12 protein-coding genes are annotated in these 20987 nt (G+C 64.4%); all 12 read right to left on the bottom strand.

The features are described from left to right. Positions 1-60 precede the first annotated feature (60 nt). The 12 genes from OKA05_RS13700 to OKA05_RS13645 all read right to left on the bottom strand — a co-directional run bounded on the left by OKA05_RS13700 (position 61) and on the right by OKA05_RS13645 (position 20985). Positions 61-1191, bottom strand: a complete 1131-nt coding sequence (locus OKA05_RS13700; protein WP_264487722.1) for a VWA domain-containing protein — start codon at positions 1189-1191, stop codon at positions 61-63. After that, positions 1188-3383 carry a DUF5682 family protein gene (locus tag OKA05_RS13695; protein ID WP_264487721.1) on the bottom strand — a complete coding sequence of 732 codons (2196 nt, stop codon included), beginning with the start codon at positions 3381-3383 and terminating at the stop codon, positions 1188-1190. Before OKA05_RS13695 ends, OKA05_RS13700 begins: the two co-directional genes overlap by 4 nt. Next, on the bottom strand, positions 3380-6319 hold the full coding sequence (locus OKA05_RS13690) for a DUF4132 domain-containing protein (RefSeq protein ID WP_264487720.1): 2940 nt from the start codon (positions 6317-6319) through the stop codon (positions 3380-3382). The genes OKA05_RS13695 and OKA05_RS13690 overlap by 4 nt, the downstream gene beginning before the upstream one ends. Continuing rightward, positions 6316-9318 (bottom strand): DUF4132 domain-containing protein, encoded by a 3003-nt coding sequence (locus tag OKA05_RS13685; RefSeq protein ID WP_264487719.1) that lies wholly within the window; start codon positions 9316-9318, stop codon positions 6316-6318. The genes OKA05_RS13690 and OKA05_RS13685 overlap by 4 nt, the downstream gene beginning before the upstream one ends. Before the next feature lie 22 nt (positions 9319-9340). Then, positions 9341-10423, bottom strand: coding sequence for an ATP-binding protein (locus OKA05_RS13680; RefSeq protein WP_264487718.1), 1083 nt, complete (start codon positions 10421-10423; stop codon positions 9341-9343). After that, positions 10420-11925 carry a DUF5691 domain-containing protein gene (locus OKA05_RS13675; protein ID WP_264487717.1) on the bottom strand — a complete coding sequence of 502 codons (1506 nt, stop codon included), beginning with the start codon at positions 11923-11925 and terminating at the stop codon, positions 10420-10422. The genes OKA05_RS13680 and OKA05_RS13675 overlap by 4 nt, the downstream gene beginning before the upstream one ends. Beyond that, positions 11922-13226: an SWIM zinc finger family protein gene (locus OKA05_RS13670; protein WP_264487716.1), complete on the bottom strand. Its 1305-nt coding sequence runs from the start codon at positions 13224-13226 to the stop codon at positions 11922-11924. The genes OKA05_RS13675 and OKA05_RS13670 overlap by 4 nt, the downstream gene beginning before the upstream one ends. Positions 13227-13299: 73 nt before the next feature. Further along, positions 13300-14601: a hypothetical protein gene (locus OKA05_RS13665; protein WP_264487715.1), complete on the bottom strand. Its 1302-nt coding sequence runs from the start codon at positions 14599-14601 to the stop codon at positions 13300-13302. A 4-nt stretch (positions 14602-14605) separates the two neighbouring features. After that, entirely contained in the window at positions 14606-15901 is a 1296-nt protein-coding gene (locus OKA05_RS13660; RefSeq protein ID WP_264487714.1) for a hypothetical protein, read from the bottom strand. A 102-nt stretch (positions 15902-16003) separates the two neighbouring features. Continuing rightward, a complete protein-coding gene (locus OKA05_RS13655; RefSeq protein ID WP_264487713.1) occupies positions 16004-17599 on the bottom strand; it encodes a hypothetical protein in 1596 nt (531 codons plus the stop codon). Positions 17600-17602: 3 nt separating this feature from the next. Beyond that, positions 17603-20077, bottom strand: coding sequence for a hypothetical protein (locus OKA05_RS13650; protein ID WP_264487712.1), 2475 nt, complete (start codon positions 20075-20077; stop codon positions 17603-17605). Then, positions 20074-20985, bottom strand: a complete 912-nt coding sequence (locus OKA05_RS13645; RefSeq protein WP_264487711.1) for an ABC transporter ATP-binding protein — start codon at positions 20983-20985, stop codon at positions 20074-20076. The genes OKA05_RS13650 and OKA05_RS13645 overlap by 4 nt, the downstream gene beginning before the upstream one ends. Positions 20986-20987 lie beyond the last annotated feature (2 nt).

The raw sequence follows: 20987 nt of genomic DNA, 5'->3' as shown, positions 1-20987 counted from the left end.
CGGGGCGGTAAAACGATGTGAGGTGACGGGTTATTTCAGAAATCGGCGGCTGCCAAGCCCTCATCCGTCGCGCCGCGACTGCCAGAGCGCGAGGTCCTTTTTTGCCAGTGCCGCCGCCATCAGATCGGGGAAGCGGTCCGGGGTGCAGGCGAAAACCGGAATGCCTAGGGCCGCAAAGGTTGCAGCGTTCCTCGCGTCGTATCCCGGCTTGCCCTCGTCGCTGAGCGCGAGCAGCGCGATCACCTGCACGCCGCTCTCCTTGATCCGCGCCGCCGTCTGCACCATCCCCGCCACGCTTCCGCCTTCGCACAGGTCGGAAACGAGCACCATCACGGTGTCATTCGGCCGGGTGATCTTGCTTTCGCAGTAGGTCAGCGCCTTGTGGATGTCCGTGCCGCCGCCGAGCTGGGTGCCGAATAGCAGGTCAACCGGGTCGTGGAGCTCCTCGGTCAAATCCACGACCGCGGTGTCGAAGACCACGAAGCGGGTCGAGAGCGCCGGCATCGACGCCATCACCGCGCCGAAGATCGAGGAATACACCACCGACGCCGCCATCGAGCCGCTTTGGTCAATGCACAGCACCACGTCGCGCAGCGAACTTCGCTTCCGGCCGTAGCCGATCAGCGTCTCCGGCACGATTGTTTGGTGCTCGGGCAGCCAGTTCTTCAGGTTCGCGCGAATGGTCCGGTTCCAGTCGATCTCGGAGAGTCGCGGCCGGCGGTTGCGCAGGCTGCGGGAAAGCGCGCCTTGCACGGCCTGACGGGTCGGCTGCTCCAGCTTTCGCATCAACTGGTCCACCAGCCGGCGCACCACGCCGCGCGCGGTTTCGCGGGTCTTCTCCGGGATCACGCGATTCAGCGACATCAAGGTGCCGACCAGATGCACATCCGGCTCGGCCTGTGCCAGCACCTCCGGCTCTAACAAAAGCTGCTTGAGGTCGAGCCGCTCGATCGCGTCCTTCTGCATCACCTGCACGACTTCACCCGGGAAGTAGCGTCGGATGTCGCCGAGCCAGCGGGCCACCCTGGGGTTCGAGCCACCGAGACCGCCTCGCGACTTGCCGGCGTCGTAGAGGGCCTCGAGCGCCTCATCCATGCGGGCGTCTTCGGCGGAAAGGGACACGCCGAAGCCGGCGGCGGGCTCGGAGCCCAGCACCAGTCGCCAGCGGCGGAGGAGTTCGGGATCGTTCATGACGGTTGGGGTAGGCCGAAGAGTTTAGCCACCGCGGCGACGGCCGGCAGCGCACGCTCCATGTCGAGATCCAGCGGTGCGGCGGGCGGAGGGGTGCTGGCCGGTCCCTGGGCGACCGAGGCGGCGATGCGTGCCCGTTCCGGCGGCTCGAAGGTGCCGAAGGTCCGCCGCAGCAACGGCAGCGTGCTTTGGAACGCCTCGCCGCTGAGCGAGCCTAGCCACGTGTGCACGAGTCCTAACAGCGCCCGGTCGTGAACCAGCAGGCTGCCGCCGCCTTGCAGGAAACCTTCCAGCCATGCCGCGGCGGAAAGCGCGGGCATCCCCGGCGACAGCGCGAAGCCGAGATGCCTCGCAGCTTCGGCATCGTCGAGATGCGAGGCATCCCGCAGGATCCGCACGGAAAGGCCCCGCAATTTCGGATGCACGCTTTCGGATTCCTTCATCCGCCCGAGGGTGGCCTGAAACTCGTCGGTGAGAGCTGTCAGCTCGAGCATCGCCAATGCGCCACGATAGGACTGCACGTGGCCCGAAAGCGTGCGTGCCGCATCGTCATCGATCCCGCTCGCTGCGATCAGCAAGCCGGCGTGGATGCGTGCGGCGAAACCTTCGAGCAATCGCATCACCGCCTCGGCGTCGGTCGCGCGGACATCGCCATAGCGCGCGATCCGCGCCAATGGCGGCACCGTATCTAACAGCTCTGCCAGATCATGGGCGGTCGCCGCCGCGGCATCCAGACGACGAAGCAAAACATTCACCGCCTGAGGCAGCGCACCTAGCAGCGCGAGGTCCAGCCGCTCGGTAATGGGTTCCATCCCTGCGTCGGCCGGCAACCGCTTCACCAGCCGCTTGGTCGCCGCGCTCTCAATCGTATTGCCGAAAGCCGAGGCATCGATGATCGCCACTGCCAATTCCGGTTTCCATTGCAGCGACCAGCGCTCCTTGAAGGTTCCGCGCGTCCGCGCCTGCTCCTTGCGACCCCAGCCGATGCCGAGCGCGAGCAAGCGGTGCAGGAAGATGCTGCGAGCGCGCCCGCCATCTTCACGCAAGTCCAGCTCCAGCGGCGTGACCGATGCCGCGGGCTTCAGGCGTAAACGCTTCTGGCTCGCCTCGATGTCCTGCTGCAGCGGCAGCGTTGGCAGGCCCTCCGGCAGTTCTCCAAGTCGCTGACCTACGAGAAGTCTCGTACGAAGGAAATCAAGCGGCAGCGGGTCGCCCTGGCAGAACACCGCTTGGATCGACTCCAAGGTTTCATCCAGCCCCGGCAAGGGCCGGCCGCGCATCCCGGCGAGCGAATGCGACAGCCGCACCGCCTCGATCACCGAGGCCGATGAGGCTTCCTGACCTTCCTTCCGCAAGATGCGGGCCGCCTTGGTCAGCCACGACGGGATGGGATCCTCGGTGTTTTTCCAAAGGTGGCCATACCAGCCGGGCGAGCGGATGCCCGCCGCATAGCCGCTGGCCATCGCCAACCGCTCGTCCGTCCACGGAATCCAAGTGGCAGCCACCTTGTGCTTTGGCAGGCCTCTGAGCAGCTCGTTGTCATCGGCGACCTTCACCTTTGCCGTCAGCGCCGGCGTGTGCCAGGCCCCGCAGACCACGGCGATATTGGCGAAGCCGTCCTTCTCCGCGGCTCGCAGGCATTTCCTCATCCACGCCTCGCGCAGCAAGGTCTCGCGCGACTCCGGCAAGTCGAGGTCGCCGCGCAAGGTTGCAACTGCTTCAAGGATGGCCTCGAAGAAATCCTGGGTGTTGCGACGCTCCTCGACGCGGTCGTTCCACCAGCGCTCGCCATCGGAGTAGCCATCCGCCTTCGCGAACCACTCGAAGGCATCCGGTTGCGGCGGCGTTTCGTCGTCCTCATCCCGCAGCGCGAACATGTGGGCGGATGGCAGGTCGAAGCACCGCACCGGCACGCCCTTCGTCACCGCCCAGCGCACGGCCTGCCATTCGGGAGAGAACTCGGCAAAGGGATAGAATGACGCCTTCTCCGGTGCATCGGTCCGGTGCAGCAGGATCGCCACCGGCGGCTTCATCGCCTCGTGTGCGGCATGGACCAGCAGCGGTTCCGCCTCCGCCGGCATCTCTAACAGAATCACTTCCGGCGACAATGCGTCGAGCGCCGCGAGCAAGCTGCGTGCGCAACCGGGGCCATGGTGGCGAATGCCGAAGAGCGTGGTCATCTCATTTTTCATGCCCCGATGATCGCTTTCAAATCCGCCATCGTCTCCGACCACACCACCGCCGGCACCTCGTCGAAGCGCATCACAAGGGGGCTGTCGGGAAGAGGCGTGGTGCCCGGACGGATCTTCATCGCGGGCTTGGACGGTCGTGCGAAGAGTGCCACACCGAGATCGACGTCATCGCCCCTTCCGCTGCCCGCATAAAAGCCCTCCAACGCCAGATGGGCTTCAATGCCCGCTGCCCGGAAGTTCCGGAAGCATCCGAAGACAAGACCGGCGTTCCCTGTCGGTGCAGGAGACCAGCCGCGCCCGAGCATCCGCTGGCGCAGGAGGGCGGCATCCAGGGTCTTGCCTTCAGCAATCCGGATCTCGTGGCGGTTGCCATGCAGCGGATCCGGTCGTTCCACCGGTCGGGCGATCTGCGGGAAGGCTGGCGTCACCTTGAAGCGCTTCAAGTGTGCGGCCCAGTCAGCGAGAACGGCATCGTCCAGATCCATCGGATGAGGGAGCCCTACCGATGCCGCATTCTCAAACTCCTCCGGCTCGCCCTTGGCATCGGCGAAGATCCCGTTCGGATACCGGCGAAAGGTGCGGAGCATCGCACCTCCGGCATCATAGACCGCCCACACCAAGCTGCCTGCGAAGCAGCGGAATAGCGGATGCGCGTCGAAGCGCTCTTGCCAGGCTGCCGGTTCCCACCGTCGGCCTTCGACCATCGCTCGCTCCAGCCGGAGAGTTTGCGAGACGACCGCCTGTTTGAAGAGCTTCGCCCACTCCTTCATCTCGTCTGAGGGAAGTCCCGCCGGCGGCTTGGCGGACTCCCGGCCATCGGCCGCCAGCCACGCGACCTTGAGATCCGGGCGCAGGCGAGCGACTGCTTCTTCACTGGCAGGATTCGAAAAGGATCGCTGACCCGACTCGTCGAAGCCGAAATCCGGCACGATGCGCTCTGCGATCTCATCTTCGCTGATGCCTTGAATGGCCGCGAGCAAGCGAATCGCCTCGGTGGCCGCAGCCGCGACGTAGCGCCGCTGATTGCGATAGCGATGCGTCAGTGCGTCCAGTTCCCGCAATGCGCCGGGCGTGCCGATCAAGGCGATGGCCCGCACCGCCCACTCGGCGCGCTTGCCGGCATTCAGCTTGCACCAATCCGGGATCGGCCGGACGAGGCGCGGGATGAGACTGTCATCACCGGTCAAGCCCGCGACATCCACCGCCCAACGCGTCGATGCCTTCATGTCCGATGCAAACCACTGGTCGAGCAAGGCATGGGCAAAGGGTGCGTTCCGGTCGCGGTCGAGATGTTCTAACAACGGTGCCGCGTCCGCGGACAGCTCGCCCGAGCCCTCGCGCGCCTGGACTTGGAAGAGGAAGGTCCGCGCCCGTTCACTGAGGGCCACGCCATCGCGCGTGAACAGGGACGGCAAAGATTCGGCGTTCAGCCATGGCGCTGCCGGTGGGCGGATCGTCTTCGCCTTGGCAGCCAGGCTTTCCTCGAGGTTCGCGAAGTTCTCAAAGCGAGTCACGGGCTTCTCCGGCTCCGGTGCGACCTCGTGTCCCGCTTGCTCTAACAGCTTTGCCACTGCCTCGCGGACCTGCTTGCTGGGATCGGTGGCATGGATCTGCTTGAGCTTCTCGATCGCGTCCGCGCCGTTCGCCTTCGCCAGCAAGGTCGCGCCACCGATCCGCTCGTCCACCGACGCCGTCGGCGAGAGTTCGCCCGGCGCTGGCCCCCGGCCGTGTTTCTGCAGCCACTCCGCCGCGGTCTCCCGCAATTGCCGTCCCTTTGCGGTCGAAAAACGCTTCCACTCCGGCTTGAAGAGTCCGGCATCCGCCTTCGCGATACCCTGCCAGAATTGGAGCAGCCTCTTTCCCGTCCGGGTCGACGCCTCACGAAGATAAATGTCGCGGATCTTTCCCGCGTGCATGTGGGTGGGGTCCGACAAGATCACCTCATGGATCATCGCCGCGATCCCGTAGGCGAAGTAGTAAGAGGCGAGCATGTCCGAAAGGAACCTCCCGCCGAGGCCGGAGAAATCGGCAAGGGCTTCCTCCAGGATCCGGCGGTAGCCGGGTCCCGGACTTGAGGGACGGTATCTAAGATCGGCGGCCGCGACCAAGGCCAACGCCTCATCCGGACATTTTTCTAACAACAGCTGGGCCGCTTGCTCCGTGCCGGCGAATTCGGGGCTGCGGGCCAGTTCCAAGACCCTCGCGCTCCAGCGCCCGGAGTGGTGGTCCCTGACCGCGTGGTAGTCGATGAAGGCATGGATCCGGTCGTAGCGCGAGTGCATGTCCGAGCCGGGCAGCGAAGTCCCGGAAAAAAGCACGTGCTCCATTTTCTCAACCAGCAGCGGATCGAAGCGGTCGGTCAACTGCATGATCCCGCGGTGGGCGTTTACGGAAAGGAAGCCGATCGTCTTCGCTGGATCCTGGAGGACATGTTCGATCACCTCGGGCCTCCTCGTCGCCAGCGCCGCCAGCAGTTTCGGCTGATGGAAGCTGAAGCCTTTTTGGAAATCGCCGTGTCGCCAGGCGAAATTCGCGAAGGGCGAATGGAATGGTGCCTCCGGAGTGCCAGCTTCGGATTCCGACCAATCAGGACGGTGCATGGAGCGCAGGATCTCCTGGGCGAACTTCGCCGGATCCGGGCTCGGTTGGTATGCTGCCACTAAACGCAGCACTTCCGCCTCGCGCTCGCCGGACCAGAGCAAAAGGACTCCGGAATGCCCGATGACGGCGCTGACCTCGAACACGAATCTGATCCAAAGGATCTCCTCGCTGCCCCAGACCGGCACCTTGGCGAGTACCTCCGCGATCTCATGAAGATCGATGATCGAGGCTGACGATGCCCGGTTGGTGCAGACGGGATGTCCCCCGCTTGCGACGAACTCACACAAGAGCTCGCGCGTGGCATGACGGGTTTCTCTTAGTTGTGCGACATTCATCTCGCTTCTGCTCCCACGATTGCCTTCAGGTCCGCCACGGTCTCCGACCACACCACCGCCGGCACTTGGTCGAAGCGCAGCACACGCGGGTCGTCGGGGCCGGGTTCGTCGTAGGTGTAGCCGCCGCGACCGACCGTGTCCGCCTTCACGAAGTAGGCTGCGCCAAGCTCGACGCTGTCCATGGGGTCGATGCCCATATAGTAGTTCTCCGTCGGCAGGATCGCTTCGCAGCCCGCGCCGGGGAAGGGCTTGTAGATGCTGCTGATGCCGCCGGCATCGATCACCGAACCGCGGACCCACCCCCGCTTCTCGCTGCGCGACTTGAAGGTGCCCGCGCCGACGCTCTTGTCCTTCGTCAGCGCGATCTCGCGGCGATTGCCGTGAAGTGGATCCAGCAATTCCACCGGACGGGCGATCTGCGGGAATGGCTGCTTTACCTTGAAGCGGGCAAGGTGTGCGCCCCAGGCCTCAAGCGCCGCGGCATCGAGTTCCAGCGGGTGAACCATGCCGATGCTCGCGTCGCTTTCGGGCAACTCCTCGAGATCCCCGGTGGCGTTCGCAAGCAGGCCATTCGGATAGCGGCGGAAGGTGCGCAGCAAACTACCAGAGGCATCGTAGATCCCCCAGACAAGTCCGCTGGCGAATGAGCGCAGCAGCGGGTGGTTCTCGTAAAGTTCGCGCCAGCGCGCGACCGGCCAGCGACGCTGGCGGACGAGTGCCATCTCGAGCCGTGCGGTCTGGCCTTTCACGGCCTCGCGCAGCAGTTTGCCGACGGTCTTCACCTCCTCCTTCACGGTCGCGGGAGCGCTGGCGGGAAGGTTCTTCCATGCCTTGTCGGTTTCGGGATCGAACCACGACAGCTTGAAGTCCGCACCGAGTTCCGCGCTTGCGCCGCCGCCGTCCCACTCGAAGCGGCGGATGCCATCGGCATCGAAGCCGAAGTCGGGCACGACCATGTCGCCGAGTTCGTCCGGCGTGATCCCGCGCGCCTCGGCTGCGGCGTTGAACGCAGCCGCACAGGCCCTGCCGACATTCTTGAACTTGCTGCGGTAGCGGTTCGCCAGTGTATCAAGCACCATCAGCGGTTCATTGCCCGGCAGCAGCGAGATCGCCTGCGCGGCATACTCGGCGAGCTTGTGCCGCGAGTTCTCGCACCAGTCCGGAATGCGTGAGAGCAGCGGCGGGATGATCCGGTTGTCGCCGACCAGTCCGCCGAGCGCCAGCGCCCAGCGGTCAGACGCAGCCTGTTCTGAATTCAGAAAGCCTTCCACCAGTGCGAGACCAAACGGCGCGCTTTTCTCGCGGTCGATGTGAGCGAGCAGTGGAAGAATGTCCGGTGCGGCGTCGAGGGTCTTGTGTTTGGATTGCTTGGAAATGAGGAAGAGGATGCCCTCCGGTGAAAGCGGCGTGGCATTGGTCGTTGGAAGTTGCGGCAACGCATCCAATTTCAGCCACGAGGTCGCCGGCACCTTCAGCTTGGCCGCTTGCTTGGCAATCGAAGCCTCAAGATCGGAGTGGCTTGCAGGTGCCGATGGTGCAGTTGCTTCCTTCGCCACGCCACATGCCCTGAGTGCCTTGTGGAGGGCTTCGCGAACTTCGGAGGAACTCTCTTGCTCCAGTGCCGCTTGGATCGCGGCTGCTGCCGCCGAGGCCGCCAGCTTTTCCAAGAATGCCGCCGCTCCCCAGCGGGCATCTGACTTCTTGGAACCTAGTAGTTCGATGGCGCACTCCAATCCGCCTTTGCCTTTCGCCTTCGCAAGTGCTCCAGCGGCGGTCTCCCTGAGCGGCTTGGATTTCCCGATGAGAAGTTCTTCGAAATCCGGCATAAACGCGGCCGGATGGGAAGCCGCCACCACCTTCCAGAGTCCGGCCTGTCCTTTGGCGGGTAGCTTTTTGAGATGCTGGAGGACTCCTTCGCGCAATACCGGGTAGTGCTCGGGCCGGAGGGTCTTCAACTCCTCCGTGAGCAAGTCGGGGAGCTGATAGGCGTTGAAATTCCCAACGAGGTTGCGCAACAGCTCGCTGCCGCCGGACTCCCAGCGCTCGATCATCAGGGAATAGAGACGCCGGTATTCAGGACCGTCCGGGCAGGAAACGTGACCGCCTGCATCGTCCCATGCAAAAGCCCGGGCCATGATGCCGATCACCTCGGCATCTCGTTTTTCGAGCAAGTATCCCAAGGCTTCGTGGCCGAGTGCGGTCTCGGGAATCGACGCGAGTTCGGCCACCTGCTGGGAATGAATCCCTCCTCTCGCTTCGTCGAGTTGCTTCAAGACGGGAAAGGCTTCGCCCGGATCGGTCTTGGCCGCAGTCTCGCAATAGGCGAGACACAGCGAGTCGAAATCCTTCGACACGCCGACAATCCCGGTCCACGCGGACTGCGTTCGATACCCGCTGGAGTTCAGCGATTGCTCGCACCACGCGCGGGTCACTTCGGGTTGATGAAGCGCGAGCGCTGGAAAGATCCCGTCATGGGAGGTTAGCAGGTCCGGCTTGGCCGCGTAGTCAGGAGTGATGTGCCGGAGGATGAAGTTGGCGACGGGAGAAACAAACGGATCGGGAAAAGCGGGATCGGCAGCGAGCTGCCAGTTGTCCGTGAAATGGTCATTCCGACCGAGGTGCCTTACGAGAAATCCCGGAATGTTCTGATGGAGTGACTCGATCTCTGCAATCACCTCGGCCGCAATGGCTCCGCTGGCTGGATGGTCGCCGTCGTGGAGGTAGCGGAGAATTCCCGAAAGATAGTCGTGATGCTCGGGCGCCTTCGGAGTGGCCCCCTCGGAAAGATGGATGAAGAAGCGGACGAGCTGGCGGGCGCGATCCCCCCAGGCAATCTCGCCCATTAGTTCCTCCCCGATGAGCCGGGACTCCCAACCTGGATCAACCTTCGGCGCCTTACGGGCGATGGCCGGGTCGCCGGTTTCAATGAATTGCGAGGCGGCCTGGACCAGTGGGTCCGGCAGGCTTCGCTCTTTCAGCCGTTCGATTTCGGGGATCATGGAGCGCGACAGGATACTCTTGTTAGATGTGATTCCGGCACGCGCGGTAGAGGTCCTTCCACCCGTCGCGTTCCTTTACCACGGTCTCCAGGTATTCCTTGAACACCACCGGGTCTTGTGACGGATCCTTCACGATCGCGCCGACCATGCCGGAGGCGAGGTCTTGGGCGCTGAGCTTGCCATTGCCGAAGTGACCGGCGAGCGCGAGGCCATTGGTCATCACCGAGATCGCCTCGGCGGTGCTCAGCGTGCCGGAGGGCGACTTGACCTTGGCCTTGCCGTCCTCGGTCGCGCCGGAGCGCAGCTCGCGGAAGACGGTGACGACGCGGCGGATCTCCTCGAGCGCCGGTGGCTCGGCGGGAAGGGCGAGAGCCTTCGACATCGAGGCCACGCGCATGGTGACGATCTCGACTTCGGCCTCCAGCGACGACGGCAGCGGCAGCACCACGGTATTGAAGCGCCGTTGCAGCGCGCTCGAGAGATCGTTCACGCCGCGGTCGCGGCTGTTGGCGGTGGCGATGACGTTGAAGCCTTCGGTCCCTTGGATCTCGGTGGCGAGTTCCGGAATGGGCAGCGTCTTTTCCGAGAGCATCGTGATCAGCGTGTCCTGCACGTCGGAGGGAATGCGGGTGAGTTCCTCGACGCGGCACAGCATGCCATCGCGCATCGCGCGGAACATCGGGCCGGGCACCAGCGCTTCCTCGGATGGCCCCTTGGCGAGGAGCATCGCGTAGTTCCAGTTGTAGCGCAGCGATTCCTCGCTGGTGCCGGCGGTGCCTTGAATCATCAGCGTGGAGTCGCCGGAAATGGCGGCCGCCAGATGCTCGGAGACCCAGCTCTTGGCCGTGCCGGGAACGCCTAACAGCAGGAGCGCGCGATCGGTGGCCAGCGTCGCGACGGCGATCTCGATGATCCTACGATCCCCGACGTACTTCGGCGTGATCAGGGTGCCGTCGGGCAAGGTGATGCCGAGCAGGTAGTCGGTGACAGCCCACGGCGAGAGCTTCCAGCGCGGCGGCCGCGGACGGTCATCGTGCTTGGCGAGGGCGGCAAGCTCCGCGGCGAAGGCGGACTCGGCATGTTGGCGGAGGACGGTGGAACTCATGGCGTGGCGAAGTGGGAAAGAAGGGATCGGCGGAATTCCAGCGTGGTCGCGAATTCCTCTGCGGCAGCGGAGAGCTCGGGGAGTTTGGCGATCGCTTCCAAGCGGGCTTGGATGCCGTCCTTCGGCACACAGACGGCGAGGGCACGGGCCTGCGGGCGAGTGAGCGACGCCGGATGGGTCGAGACGGCTTGGTCGAGCAAGGCGAGCAGCGTCTTGCCAGAGCCGGGAGGCGGCGCTTCACCGATGCGGGCGAAGAGATCGAGGACGATCAGCGGCGGAAGGTGCTTCGCAATGCCATCGAGCACGGCAAAGCGCGACGTGGCGGGCATCGCATCGAGCACACCGGCGAGGACGAGGTGCTTCGGCAGTGCGGCAACCGGCCATGGCTCGCGCGTCGCGAGGAAAGGCAGCGAATGCTCCGGCATCGCACGCGATGGCAGGCGGCGCGCGGAATCGATCCAGCCGAGCAACAGCGGCTCGCGCCAGTCGCCCTCGATGGAAAGCGTGAAAAGCTCGTCGGGCTTGCAGCCTAACAGCTCCGGCCAATCCGAAAGCGGAACCAAGGCGACCGCCTGACGCAGCCACCATGCCTTCTCACCGGTGCCTTGCGGCGGCTTCTCCTTCAGTCCATCTCCGGTCCATGAAGCATCAAAGGCGGCCGGTGGCTCGACGGCGATGACTCGCTTCAACAAGCGACGCTCGATCTTCACCAGGCCCCGCACCCGTTCGAGAGCACGCCGACGGAATGCGGAGCCTTCGAGCTGCGAGAGCGCGGCGGCGGCGAGGTCGCGGGTGTCTTGCCGACGATCCTTGAGGGCGAGCTCTTCGAGCCATGGCTCGTCGCATGGCTGCGGGCTGGCGGCGGTCTGTCGCACGATGTTCTCGCGCATCGCCGGTTCCTCCCCGGACCATTGTGCTGAGATGGCCGTGGCGGCACGTTCGGGATCCACGGCGCGGGTCTGGCGCAGCCAGGCGATCCGCTCGGCGGGCAAGCCTTCATCCCACGCGTGGTCGGGCACGGCCTCGTCCTCTAACAGCCACACGAACTCCGCGAGACGCTTCGCGATCCAGCGCCCGCGTTCGCCAGCGATGCCGCGGACGGCAGGCCGGAGGGCACGGTCCTTCGATGCGGCGGCGAGCAACTCGGGCAAGACTCGCCCGGGCACCACGCGATTCGACTGCTCGGCGAGCCGCAGCCACTCCGGGAGCAGTTCGGGATACTCGCCTTTCAAGAGCCGCATGCCGGCATCGACCGCCGGCGGTGGCAACTCGGGATGGGACTCCAGCGGGCAGGGGTCGGCGGCTTCGGGGGCGGCGAGTGCCTTCACACCGGCGCGCTTCATCGCCCGCGTCACGGCCAGTGCTTGGAGCACTGCCGCAGCAGGGTTTGCCGTGTCGATCGCTTGCCAGGTCGTCTCTAACAGCGGGTCCGACGGGGGCGGCAAGGTCGTCAGGCGAGCGGTGCCGAGCAGCGCGGCGGAGAGCAGCGGGTCAGTCATCATGGCTGCTGGGGGGTGAGAGGAATCCAGGCCGCGCCATCGGAGATGGACGAGACGCGGAGGTGACGGCCATCCCACTCGCCCGCCATCAATACGGCCCGGCCACCGGCGATGCACTCGACCCGCAGTGCGAGATCGTCCGCGGCCTGCCACGGCAAGGCGCGCCCGGCTTCATCGGCGAGCACTCGGCCCTGCGGCCGGAGCTTCATCAGGAATGGCATGGCGCGTATAAAGGGACTGGCCGCGAGCGCGGCAGCGAAGCGGTCGAGCAGTTCTTCCAGCTCCGCGTCACTGGTGTCCGCCACCGGCTCCAATGCGGCGAAGCCATCGCCATCCGGTGTGGCGCGGAGCGGGAACAAGCCGGGATGGAATTGAAGTACGGCTTTCACCGTAGATCCCACCGGCCATGGCTCGCTCACGGTTTGTGGCACCGGCGCGAAACGAAGCACGCGGGCCCAGCGCCGCGACTTTTTCCCGAACAGCCAGCTCGCACTGGTGATCAGACGATCGCGCTCCTCGACGCGGCGGGCTGCGACAAACCATTCGTCCTCCACTGGCAGCCGTGTCGCCTCATCGCCGCGACTGCCAAGCTGGGCGTCGATCTCGACGCGGGTGGCTTCGTCCAAGGACTCACGGTTTCCGGCGGCGTGGAGGAGCAAATACAGGCGCCCGAGTTCGAGGGGCAGTTCTTCGTCCACCTCGGCATCCCGCAACACGGTATCGGCGACATGGCGGGCTGCACCGGCGAGCCCCGGCGCCTGGGCATCGATCATCCGGCGGGCCAGATTCTCCCAAGCCGCGGCATCGCGAGCGGCCCCCGACGCGAGTCCCTCGCGGGTCAGGTCGAGGATGGCCTGCTGGAGCAGGGCGATGCCGTCGCCGACGCGCCCCTCGCGTTGGACGCGGCGTTTCTCTGCGGCCTTCTCATCGACCGGCTTGGTCGCTTTCTCCTCGGCGCGGACCGCGGCCTTCTCCTGGCGTGTGGTGCGCGAATCGAGCCACTCGGCAACCCATGGAGGGCGCTCCTTCTGGACCAGTGAAGACGGTTCGCCGGTGGCGAGGAACATCAGGCCGAGTGCGTGCTTGCAGGGGAACTTGCGGCTCGGGCACGAGCACTTGGTGGCGAAATCGGCGAGCGAAACCCGGGTCTGATAAGGTTCCTTCCCCGATCCCATCGCGAGACCCCACACCACCTCGTCGTCGCCACCGGCGCTCTCCCACTTGCGACCGGTGGCAAGGCCGCGGCCTGCCTTGAGCGAAGCGGCGTCCGGAGCGAGGGCGGTGATTTGGTCGGGAGTCAGCACGACGTGTCTCCCATGTTGCTAGCGGGCAGCTACGGGAGATGGCACGGCTTTTCCACCGTAGATGTGGAAATTGTCACTCGTCAGCCGGGACGGTCTCCCGGCTGAGTCCGCCAACGGCCGGCTTGGGTTTCTCGGCCTGCTCAATTTCGAGGAGCAATTCGTCGCGTTCCTTGCCGGCGGGCAGGCTATTCGCCCATTGCAGTGCGGCTTCTGGTTCGTAGGGAGCCACCGTTTGAGCGTATGACTTGATGGCGGTGGTCTTCGCGGTTCCGTCGGCGAGAGTGCCGATCCACTCGCCGGCAGCCTTGTAGTCACTGCGCGTCCATTGCTGGACCAGTTCGTTGGTCTTCTGCTTCAGGGTGTCTTCCGGCACCTTGCCATTCATCCACTCCACCCACTTGCCGGTATCGGCACCAGCCTGCCAGGAGGAAATGCCTTGGGCGATGGACTGGGTTTCCTTCTCGCCCAGCTTCGCGGAGGTGAGCCACGCCTGGCTGGATTCGAAACCTTCACTCGTGAGCTGTCCGCCCAAAGCCGAAAGGGTTGTCTTGGAAAGATCGCCCTGTTTCTTATCGGCGCGCAGGACCTCCAGCAATGCGTTGCGCTCCTCTGCGGTGCGGGCTGAGCGTGCCAAGCCTTCGCCCACGCGATGCTGCTCCTTCAATCCCAAGTCATCCACCATCCCGAGCGCGAGTTTCGGATCCTGCTTGGCGGCGCCGGCGAGGATGGCCGCCTTGGTGTCCTCGGTGATCAGGCTGGCGTGCTTCTCGGAATTCTTGCGCACCCACTCCATCGCGGCGAGTGGATCCTTCTCCGCCCACTTGCCGAGCGCAGTCGTCACCACGTGAGACCCCATCTCTCCCAAGCCCTTGATGTCGGAGGACTCGGTGTAGATGGAAATGGCAGCTTCCGGTTGTTCGCTGGCCAGCATCATGATGGAGAAGCCGATCATGTTGCGGCGCATTTCATCATCGAGATCCGGACTCTCCTTCATTTCGGCAACGACTACTTTGATCTGTGCGGGGGTGAGGTCCAGGAAGCGGGCAATCGTTTCCATCATCTCCTTTTGAAACTCATCCCCGGGCTGTTCGCCGGACTTCTGAATTTCCTCCATCTTCTTGGCGAAGTCGATCAGCTCCTTCGCGAAGGACTTGGCCGCGGCGACCTTTGCCTCCGAGTCCTCGCGGCCCGTCTTGGTGGGCAACGGTGGCTTGCTGGCTTCTAACAAGGCATCGGGTGAAAGTCCGAGCGCGCGTGCTTCCTCGGTCACCTGGCGATGCGACTCGCGCACGGTGACGAGCTGGCCGTGCTGCTTCCAGCCAAGCATGCCGCCGGCGGCGAGGATGAGGAGGGAGAGGAAAAGGGAGGCTTTCATGGCGTCATTCGGTAGTCACTTTGGCGGGGGCCGGCTTCCCTTCCAGGCGTGCCGTCACTTCGGCGCGTTTGGTTTCATCGGTGATCTTCGCCGCCATTTCGAGGGCCGCGTCGCGGTTCTGCCGCGCCTGGTGGCCCTTGAGAAAGGAGACGAGCAGTTCGTCGCTTGGATTCGCGGCGTGGAGTTCACCGATCAGCTTGGCGTTGTCCTCCCACTTGGTCTGCCGGTTCCACATATTGCCGAGCGATTCGCCGGTGACGCTGTCCACCGAGTCCGGGGATTCCTGGGCCACCCACTCGCGCATTTCATCGATGGCTTCGCGGTCCACCTTGCCCTGATGGGAGAGCTGCTGGAGCTTGCTGGTGGCGGCCTGCTTGGCGACCTCCTTGCGCTCGTCCGGCGTGGCATCGATCTCGTCGAGGAACTTGCCGACCTTCTCGTAGCCGCCCTGGTGAATCATCGTGCCCGTTGAGCTGGCAAGCGCCTGCGGGCGTTCCTTTTCCGGCACGTGTTCTCGGACCAAGGCGGCGAGATTCTTTTCCGAGCCCGCCTTCACGTTCATGAACATTCCCTGCTGGAACAGCTCGCGCCGCTGGTCCTCCGGCAGCGCGGCGATGCGTTTGCCGGCGGCATCCACGTCCGAGCTGATCAGTGAGGCGATCGCCGCCCCCTCGAATTGCAAGCGGCTCTGGCTCTTCCCGTCGAGTGACTTGCTGTCGAACTTGCCCGCCGCAATCTGCGCGTCGAGCCAAGCCACGGCCGCCGCGCCGTCCTTGCCGCTCCATTGTTGGAACGCATGGGCCATCTGCCAGCTTCCCATCCCACCGCGGCTGTCGTTGATCCGGTCGAGGTAGCGGTCGAGCACCAGCTTCGGCTCTTTCTGAGCCAGCAGGTTGATCAACATGCCTTCCAGGCTGCTGCGGGCGTCCTTGTTCAGGTCGAGTGCGGCGATCTCATCGAGCGCGGCTGTCAATTCCGCGCCGCTGAGCGACATCAGCTTGGTCTGGAGCTTCATCATCGCCCGCATGTCCGGCATGCCGCCGCTTTCGGCCTTGGCCATGGTGTCGGCCAGGTCTTTCCAGTCGATGGCCTCCGGATCTTCCGCTTTCTTGCCATTCGCACGGGCACCGGCGAGCGAGGAATCTTCGGCCGTCGCCGCAGCGTTCTTCGCCGCCTCGACGTGCTGGCGCAGCAGCACCGTTTCTTTCTCCAGCGAGGAAATCGACTGCTGTTGGAGCCCGAGCCAGAGGCCCGAGGCGACGAGTGCCACGGCGGGTGGAAGGAAGTGGAGGGGTCTCATGATCGTGCCGGACCTTGGGGATCCGTGAATGCCATCCGCGGATGTAGCGGGAATGGTTACATCCGTCGGCAGGAAAGTTGGGGGGGATTTTGGAACGGCAAGTCAGGGAGGGGGAAGGGCGGCATGAACTTTTCCCACCGGGCGCGCTACAAAGAGGTGGATGCTGGAGCGGAGCACCTCTTCCTCCGACCAATTCTGGGGATTTCCGAGGTAGTAGAGATTCACCCACAGGTCCAACCAGCGGGACCCGAAGGCACGCTGTCGATCCATTCCATAGTATCCTCCTCCCTGAAGCACCATCAGCGCCTTGGTGCCGTTTTCGTCGACCATGATCCCCCAAAGGGAGTCTGCAAATTCCTTCCCCGGACTCCAAGGGGCACTTTCCCGCCTTGGCTTCGGAACGAATGGTGAGTCGGGTTGGATCAGCCGGAGTCCCAGCGAAATCTCATGACGGGTCTGTTGGAGATCCCAAGTCCGCACGTTTCCTCCGCCGTCGAGCGGGTAGGAACTCCGGGCGCGGACCGGAAAATCTCCAAGGCGATCTACCCGGCACAGCACCCCATTGATTTGCCACATCGAGTTCGCCACTCCGGCTTCGTCCATGTGATCGGGAATGGACACCCACGATTCCACGGTTGCCTGGCCTGATCGATCGTCCAATGGCGGTCGCCCTGGCAATCTTCCCCCCAGATGGGTCATCAGGGAGCTGAAATTGGACTCCAGCCGGAAACGGTGGTCGTTGCGAAGCAGGCCGGCACCACTGCCCCAACCAATCATGCCCCCGCGGGAACCGGTATGAACCAAGCGAAGGCTTGGCTGCTGCTGGATCAGAAGATCGTAGGCGACAAACTCGTCCTCACGGAGACCCGTTGCGCGCACGGTTCCTTCGATCCGTGAGTGCTTCATTCCCCACTCGCTGACGAAGCGCGGTCTCAGGCTCTCCGAGACCGATTTCGCATCCGCGGGAGGTGGAAGTCGTTCGATCATGACGTCGGCAACCGGCAGGTCTGGCGTCGGAACGAGAGGGGCCTTGATGGCGCGGAGCTGGGTCAGGATCCCGGTCAGCCCTGCAACCACGAGTGCGGCACTCCCTTGGCGCCACCGCGATGCGAGCGTCCATGCGATCCCGTAGCCCACGGCACCCGCCACACCTGCCCATGTCAGGTCACTCGTCCACGACGTGGAAATGGCAGAGCCAATCCACCGGCCGGTATAGGGCACGACCAGCGTCACAAGCGTGAGAACGATCGGCATCACCAACAAAACCACGATCACGGTTCGAACGCTGCTTTTGCCTTGCAGCGAAAGAGACATCCCGGTGGCGATTGCCATGGTGAGCAAAGCCGCCGGCACGAAAGCCAAGGCGGCTCCCCATGCTGCCGACTCCCACCCGAGGTGGAAGATCCAGCATCGCACGGCCGCCATGCATGCGATCGCGACCACCAGGCCGGCCAGGATCCCATTGAGCCGCCGCAATGCCAGCCGTTCGCCGCCGGGACGAGTCCGGTGAAATGCCCGGTCGTCGAATGCCGATCCTTCGACTACCAGCCTCGCGACCGTTACGGCCAGCAGGACCAGCGAGACACCGGCCATGATGTCGCGAATCCCCCCGCCGCGGCCTTCCAACCACGCGAAGGCGGCGACAAACGCGAGCAGCGTCAGCACCACGAGCAAACGGCAAAGTGGGGAAGTGAACATGGTTTAGCGCAGGTGGAATTTTTCCGAAGCGGGATCGAATACGAAGTGGACCGGCTCTTGACCGAGGAACCAGCCCACGACCTCGTCGTCGGTCTTCAGATGACTTGGAAACTCGAACCACTTGCGGACGGGATCCTTGACCCAGACCGAGGCGAACGTCGTCTCCGTCGCCTGCTTCCTCCGGATGGCGTCGCGCAACCAGCGGGGAGCCTCGCTTCGTCCGCGAGCGAGCGCGAGATCCAGAAGGGGATCGATATTGGGGTTTGGCAGGGGGGGCTCGTAGTCCTCCAGACGTCGATCCGTCTCCTTTTCAAGATACTCCCGGGGTAGCACCACTCCTGCCAGTGCCCGGAACGCATCCGCGGTGGGATAGAGGCGGTAGAAATCACGCCATTCGGCTTCAGAGAACCCCACCTCCTTGGGAGACGAGATCAGTACTTCTTCGACCTGCCACCCGAACCCCATTCTAGCTCGTTCGGCCGCCATTCCGATCAGATCGCCTTGCCAGCCTCTTCTCACCGCATTTCGATAGATTCCCTCGTCGAAATCCCGTGCCGTCATTTTTCGGGCGTAGTCGCGTGGCAGATGATCCATCATTGCCCAGCCGAAGACGCCTCCCGCTCCCCGGGCGAATGGGGAGAGCGCCCTAATGGTCCTGATCACAAGCGCGGGATGCTCGGCAAAGAGACTCCCCACCGCCGCCTTGAGCTGATGGTTCGTCTCGTTCGATTCGTGGTTAGAGATGCGCGGGGCGAATTGATCCAGCCAGGCTTGCACCGCTTCTTCGGACGCGCCGGATGCCGGTGGCGGATTTTGCTGCAGCCACTCCAGTGCCGTTCCCGCCCGAGGATCCGGCGGAGGAGGAGAATGAACTCCGGTGGTGGGAGTCCACAGACCGGCGCACGAGATCGGGGAAGAAGTAATCCAGTCCACCGACACACGTCCGGAGGGAATTCCGCGGACAATCACCAGCCGGTAGTTTGCTGCTGGCACGACAAACGGGTCCTCCATGTCCCTGTCGAAGCGGGAGAAATTGTCCCTGAGCATGACCATGCGTTCACGGAGCCCCAAGCTTACCCGTCGCCAACCGGGCGCGAGCGCGAGCCCCATGTCGGAAAGCGGCGTGATCTTGCCGTCCGATTCGCGGACCAGGAAATAACGGTCGCACCCGCGGTCGGGAAGGTGGCCATTCGCAGGATCGGTCAGCCACAGGTAGGGCGTAGTCTCAATAAACTGGATATTGATCCCACCGTCTGCCTGGTTGAGCCCGCGGATCGCCCAGCGGGTGTTTTCCCATCGTGTCTCGGCTTGGTTTCTGACCGGCACCTCCGCCACCACTTGCCAATCGATGAGGGCGCCTAGCAGGCCCACCTCAAGGTCGAGCATCCGTGCTGGATCGTGTTCTCCCGGAAGGGCGGTCGCCGCTGGCAAAGCGACAGTCTTCCCAAGCACCTCCGGAAGCTTGAGTTGATCGCCGTAGCGCTCGCGCAACGCCTGCTGGATTGGCCGGTTCCACGCCATCTCCGGTCGCGACGCCCGGAGGCGGTCGCCAATCCCCTGCTTGGGCCACGGCTCCGCTCGCCGGCCATTGACCCGGAGGGAGGCTACCGACCAGACGACATCGCCCTCTGCCTGGGTCTCCAGCGGCGGCGGGTCGATCTCCAGCCAGTTCGCCAGGCGATCCCCCATCTCGCGATTGGAGAGCGTCAGGTGAACCAACGAGGGTGCCACCCTTTTTTCCCCCGAGCCCGGCTCGATTCCGGCAAGCGCCATCATGGCGGCAGGGATCACGCAGCTCAAAGCGACGAAAGCCGGAACGCGGCGAAAACTGCGGCCGCGACCGAAGATCAAGGCGCAGCACGCGGCCACCATGCCCAAGGCCAGCAGGCCGCACAGCATCACCGGCATCGAAACGAGCTTCGCCTGGAGATAGGGCGATCCCGAGATTCTCAGCGAAGGAGCCCGGTCGAGGAGGGCCGCGCTGGCGATCCCTGTGGCAAAGGCGGCGGGTAAAGCCACGAACGCTTGTGAGCGCTTCGACCAGCCCCACACGGCCGGGAATGCCACGCCAAGAAGGACCAAAAGCACCACCACGGCCTGGAGCGTCCCGATCCCGATCACGTGCGCTGATTGACCCCTTCCAAGAAGCACCGCCGCTTCCGCCAGTACGAAGGGAACCACAATCAGGATCAGCATGCCCGCGGCTTTACCCTTCAGCAATCCGGCCAAACGCATCGGCCGCGTAGCGAGGAAGTGCTCGGAACGGTTCGGGTTCTCTTCCCACAAACTCCGGACGACCAGAAACAGGCTCAGCGATCCAACACCCCAACTGGCGATACTTCCCAGCAGTTCCGTCCTGACCCCGGCCTGACCCGAGGGCACGATCCCCGAGATCACCGCGAGGGCATGCGATGCCAGTAGCCAAGGCCACACCGGCAAGGCCCGCAGGAACTCGGCGCGGAAGATGGCGGCGGTCATGGCGCACTCTGGCGTTGGGCGCGATACGACTTCGCTAGGGCGACGAAGATTTCGCGGAGGTTCATGGATCGGGCGTCGCGGCGGGCCAGGGCGGGGAAGAGGCGGCGGCAGTCGGCTTCACTACGAGATTCATCGTAGTTCGAGTCCGTGAAGCGGGCGACGCGGCCTTGGATCTGGAAATTGAGCCAACTTTCCGGAAGGCCGGACGGCGCGGGCGTCTCATCGGGAAGCCCCAGCTCCACGGCACGGAAGCGAGCCTGGACCGATTTCACGTCGTCCTGCAGGTCCACCCGTCCGTTGTTCAGAATGGCCACGCGGTCGGCGAAGCGCTCGACCTCCTCGATGTCGTGCGAGGAAATCCACACGGTCCAGCCCTCGGTCTCGGTCAGCTCTAACAGGCCGCTGAGAAATTCATCGCGCACCAGCGGATCGAGTCCGGAGAAGGGCTCGTCCAGCACCACCAGCCGCGGGCGATAGGCGAGGCTGGAGACCAGCGACGCCTTCATCCACTGGCCGCGGGACAAGGATCGCAGCTTGGTCTTCAGCGGCAGGTCGAAGTCGGCGAGCAGCTTCTTCTCGAACTCCCGGTCCCAATGCGCGCCATACATCGGCCGGACGTAGTCGAGCAATTGCGGCACCGTCATCCAGCCGGGCATCTTCTGGTTCTCCGAGACGTAGCCGATGCGCTGCCAATGCTCCGGCTTCAGCTTCCGGGCGTCGGTGCCGAGCACGGTCACGCTGCCGTCGTCGCGGTCGAGCAGGTTCATCGCGCACTTGATGGTCGTGGTCTTGCCAGCGCCATTCGGCCCGAGGAAAGCGGTGACCTTTCCCTCGGGGACATCGAGGTCGATGCCGTGCAGTGCCTCGTTGCGGCGGTAGCGCTTCTTGAGTCCGCGGATCGTGATCATGG

This window comes from Luteolibacter arcticus, assembly GCF_025950235.1.
Taxonomy (GTDB): Bacteria; Verrucomicrobiota; Verrucomicrobiia; order Verrucomicrobiales; family Akkermansiaceae; genus Haloferula; species Haloferula arctica.
Note: the sequence above shows the minus strand (reverse complement) of the source record. Positions and strands in the feature narration are given on the sequence as shown.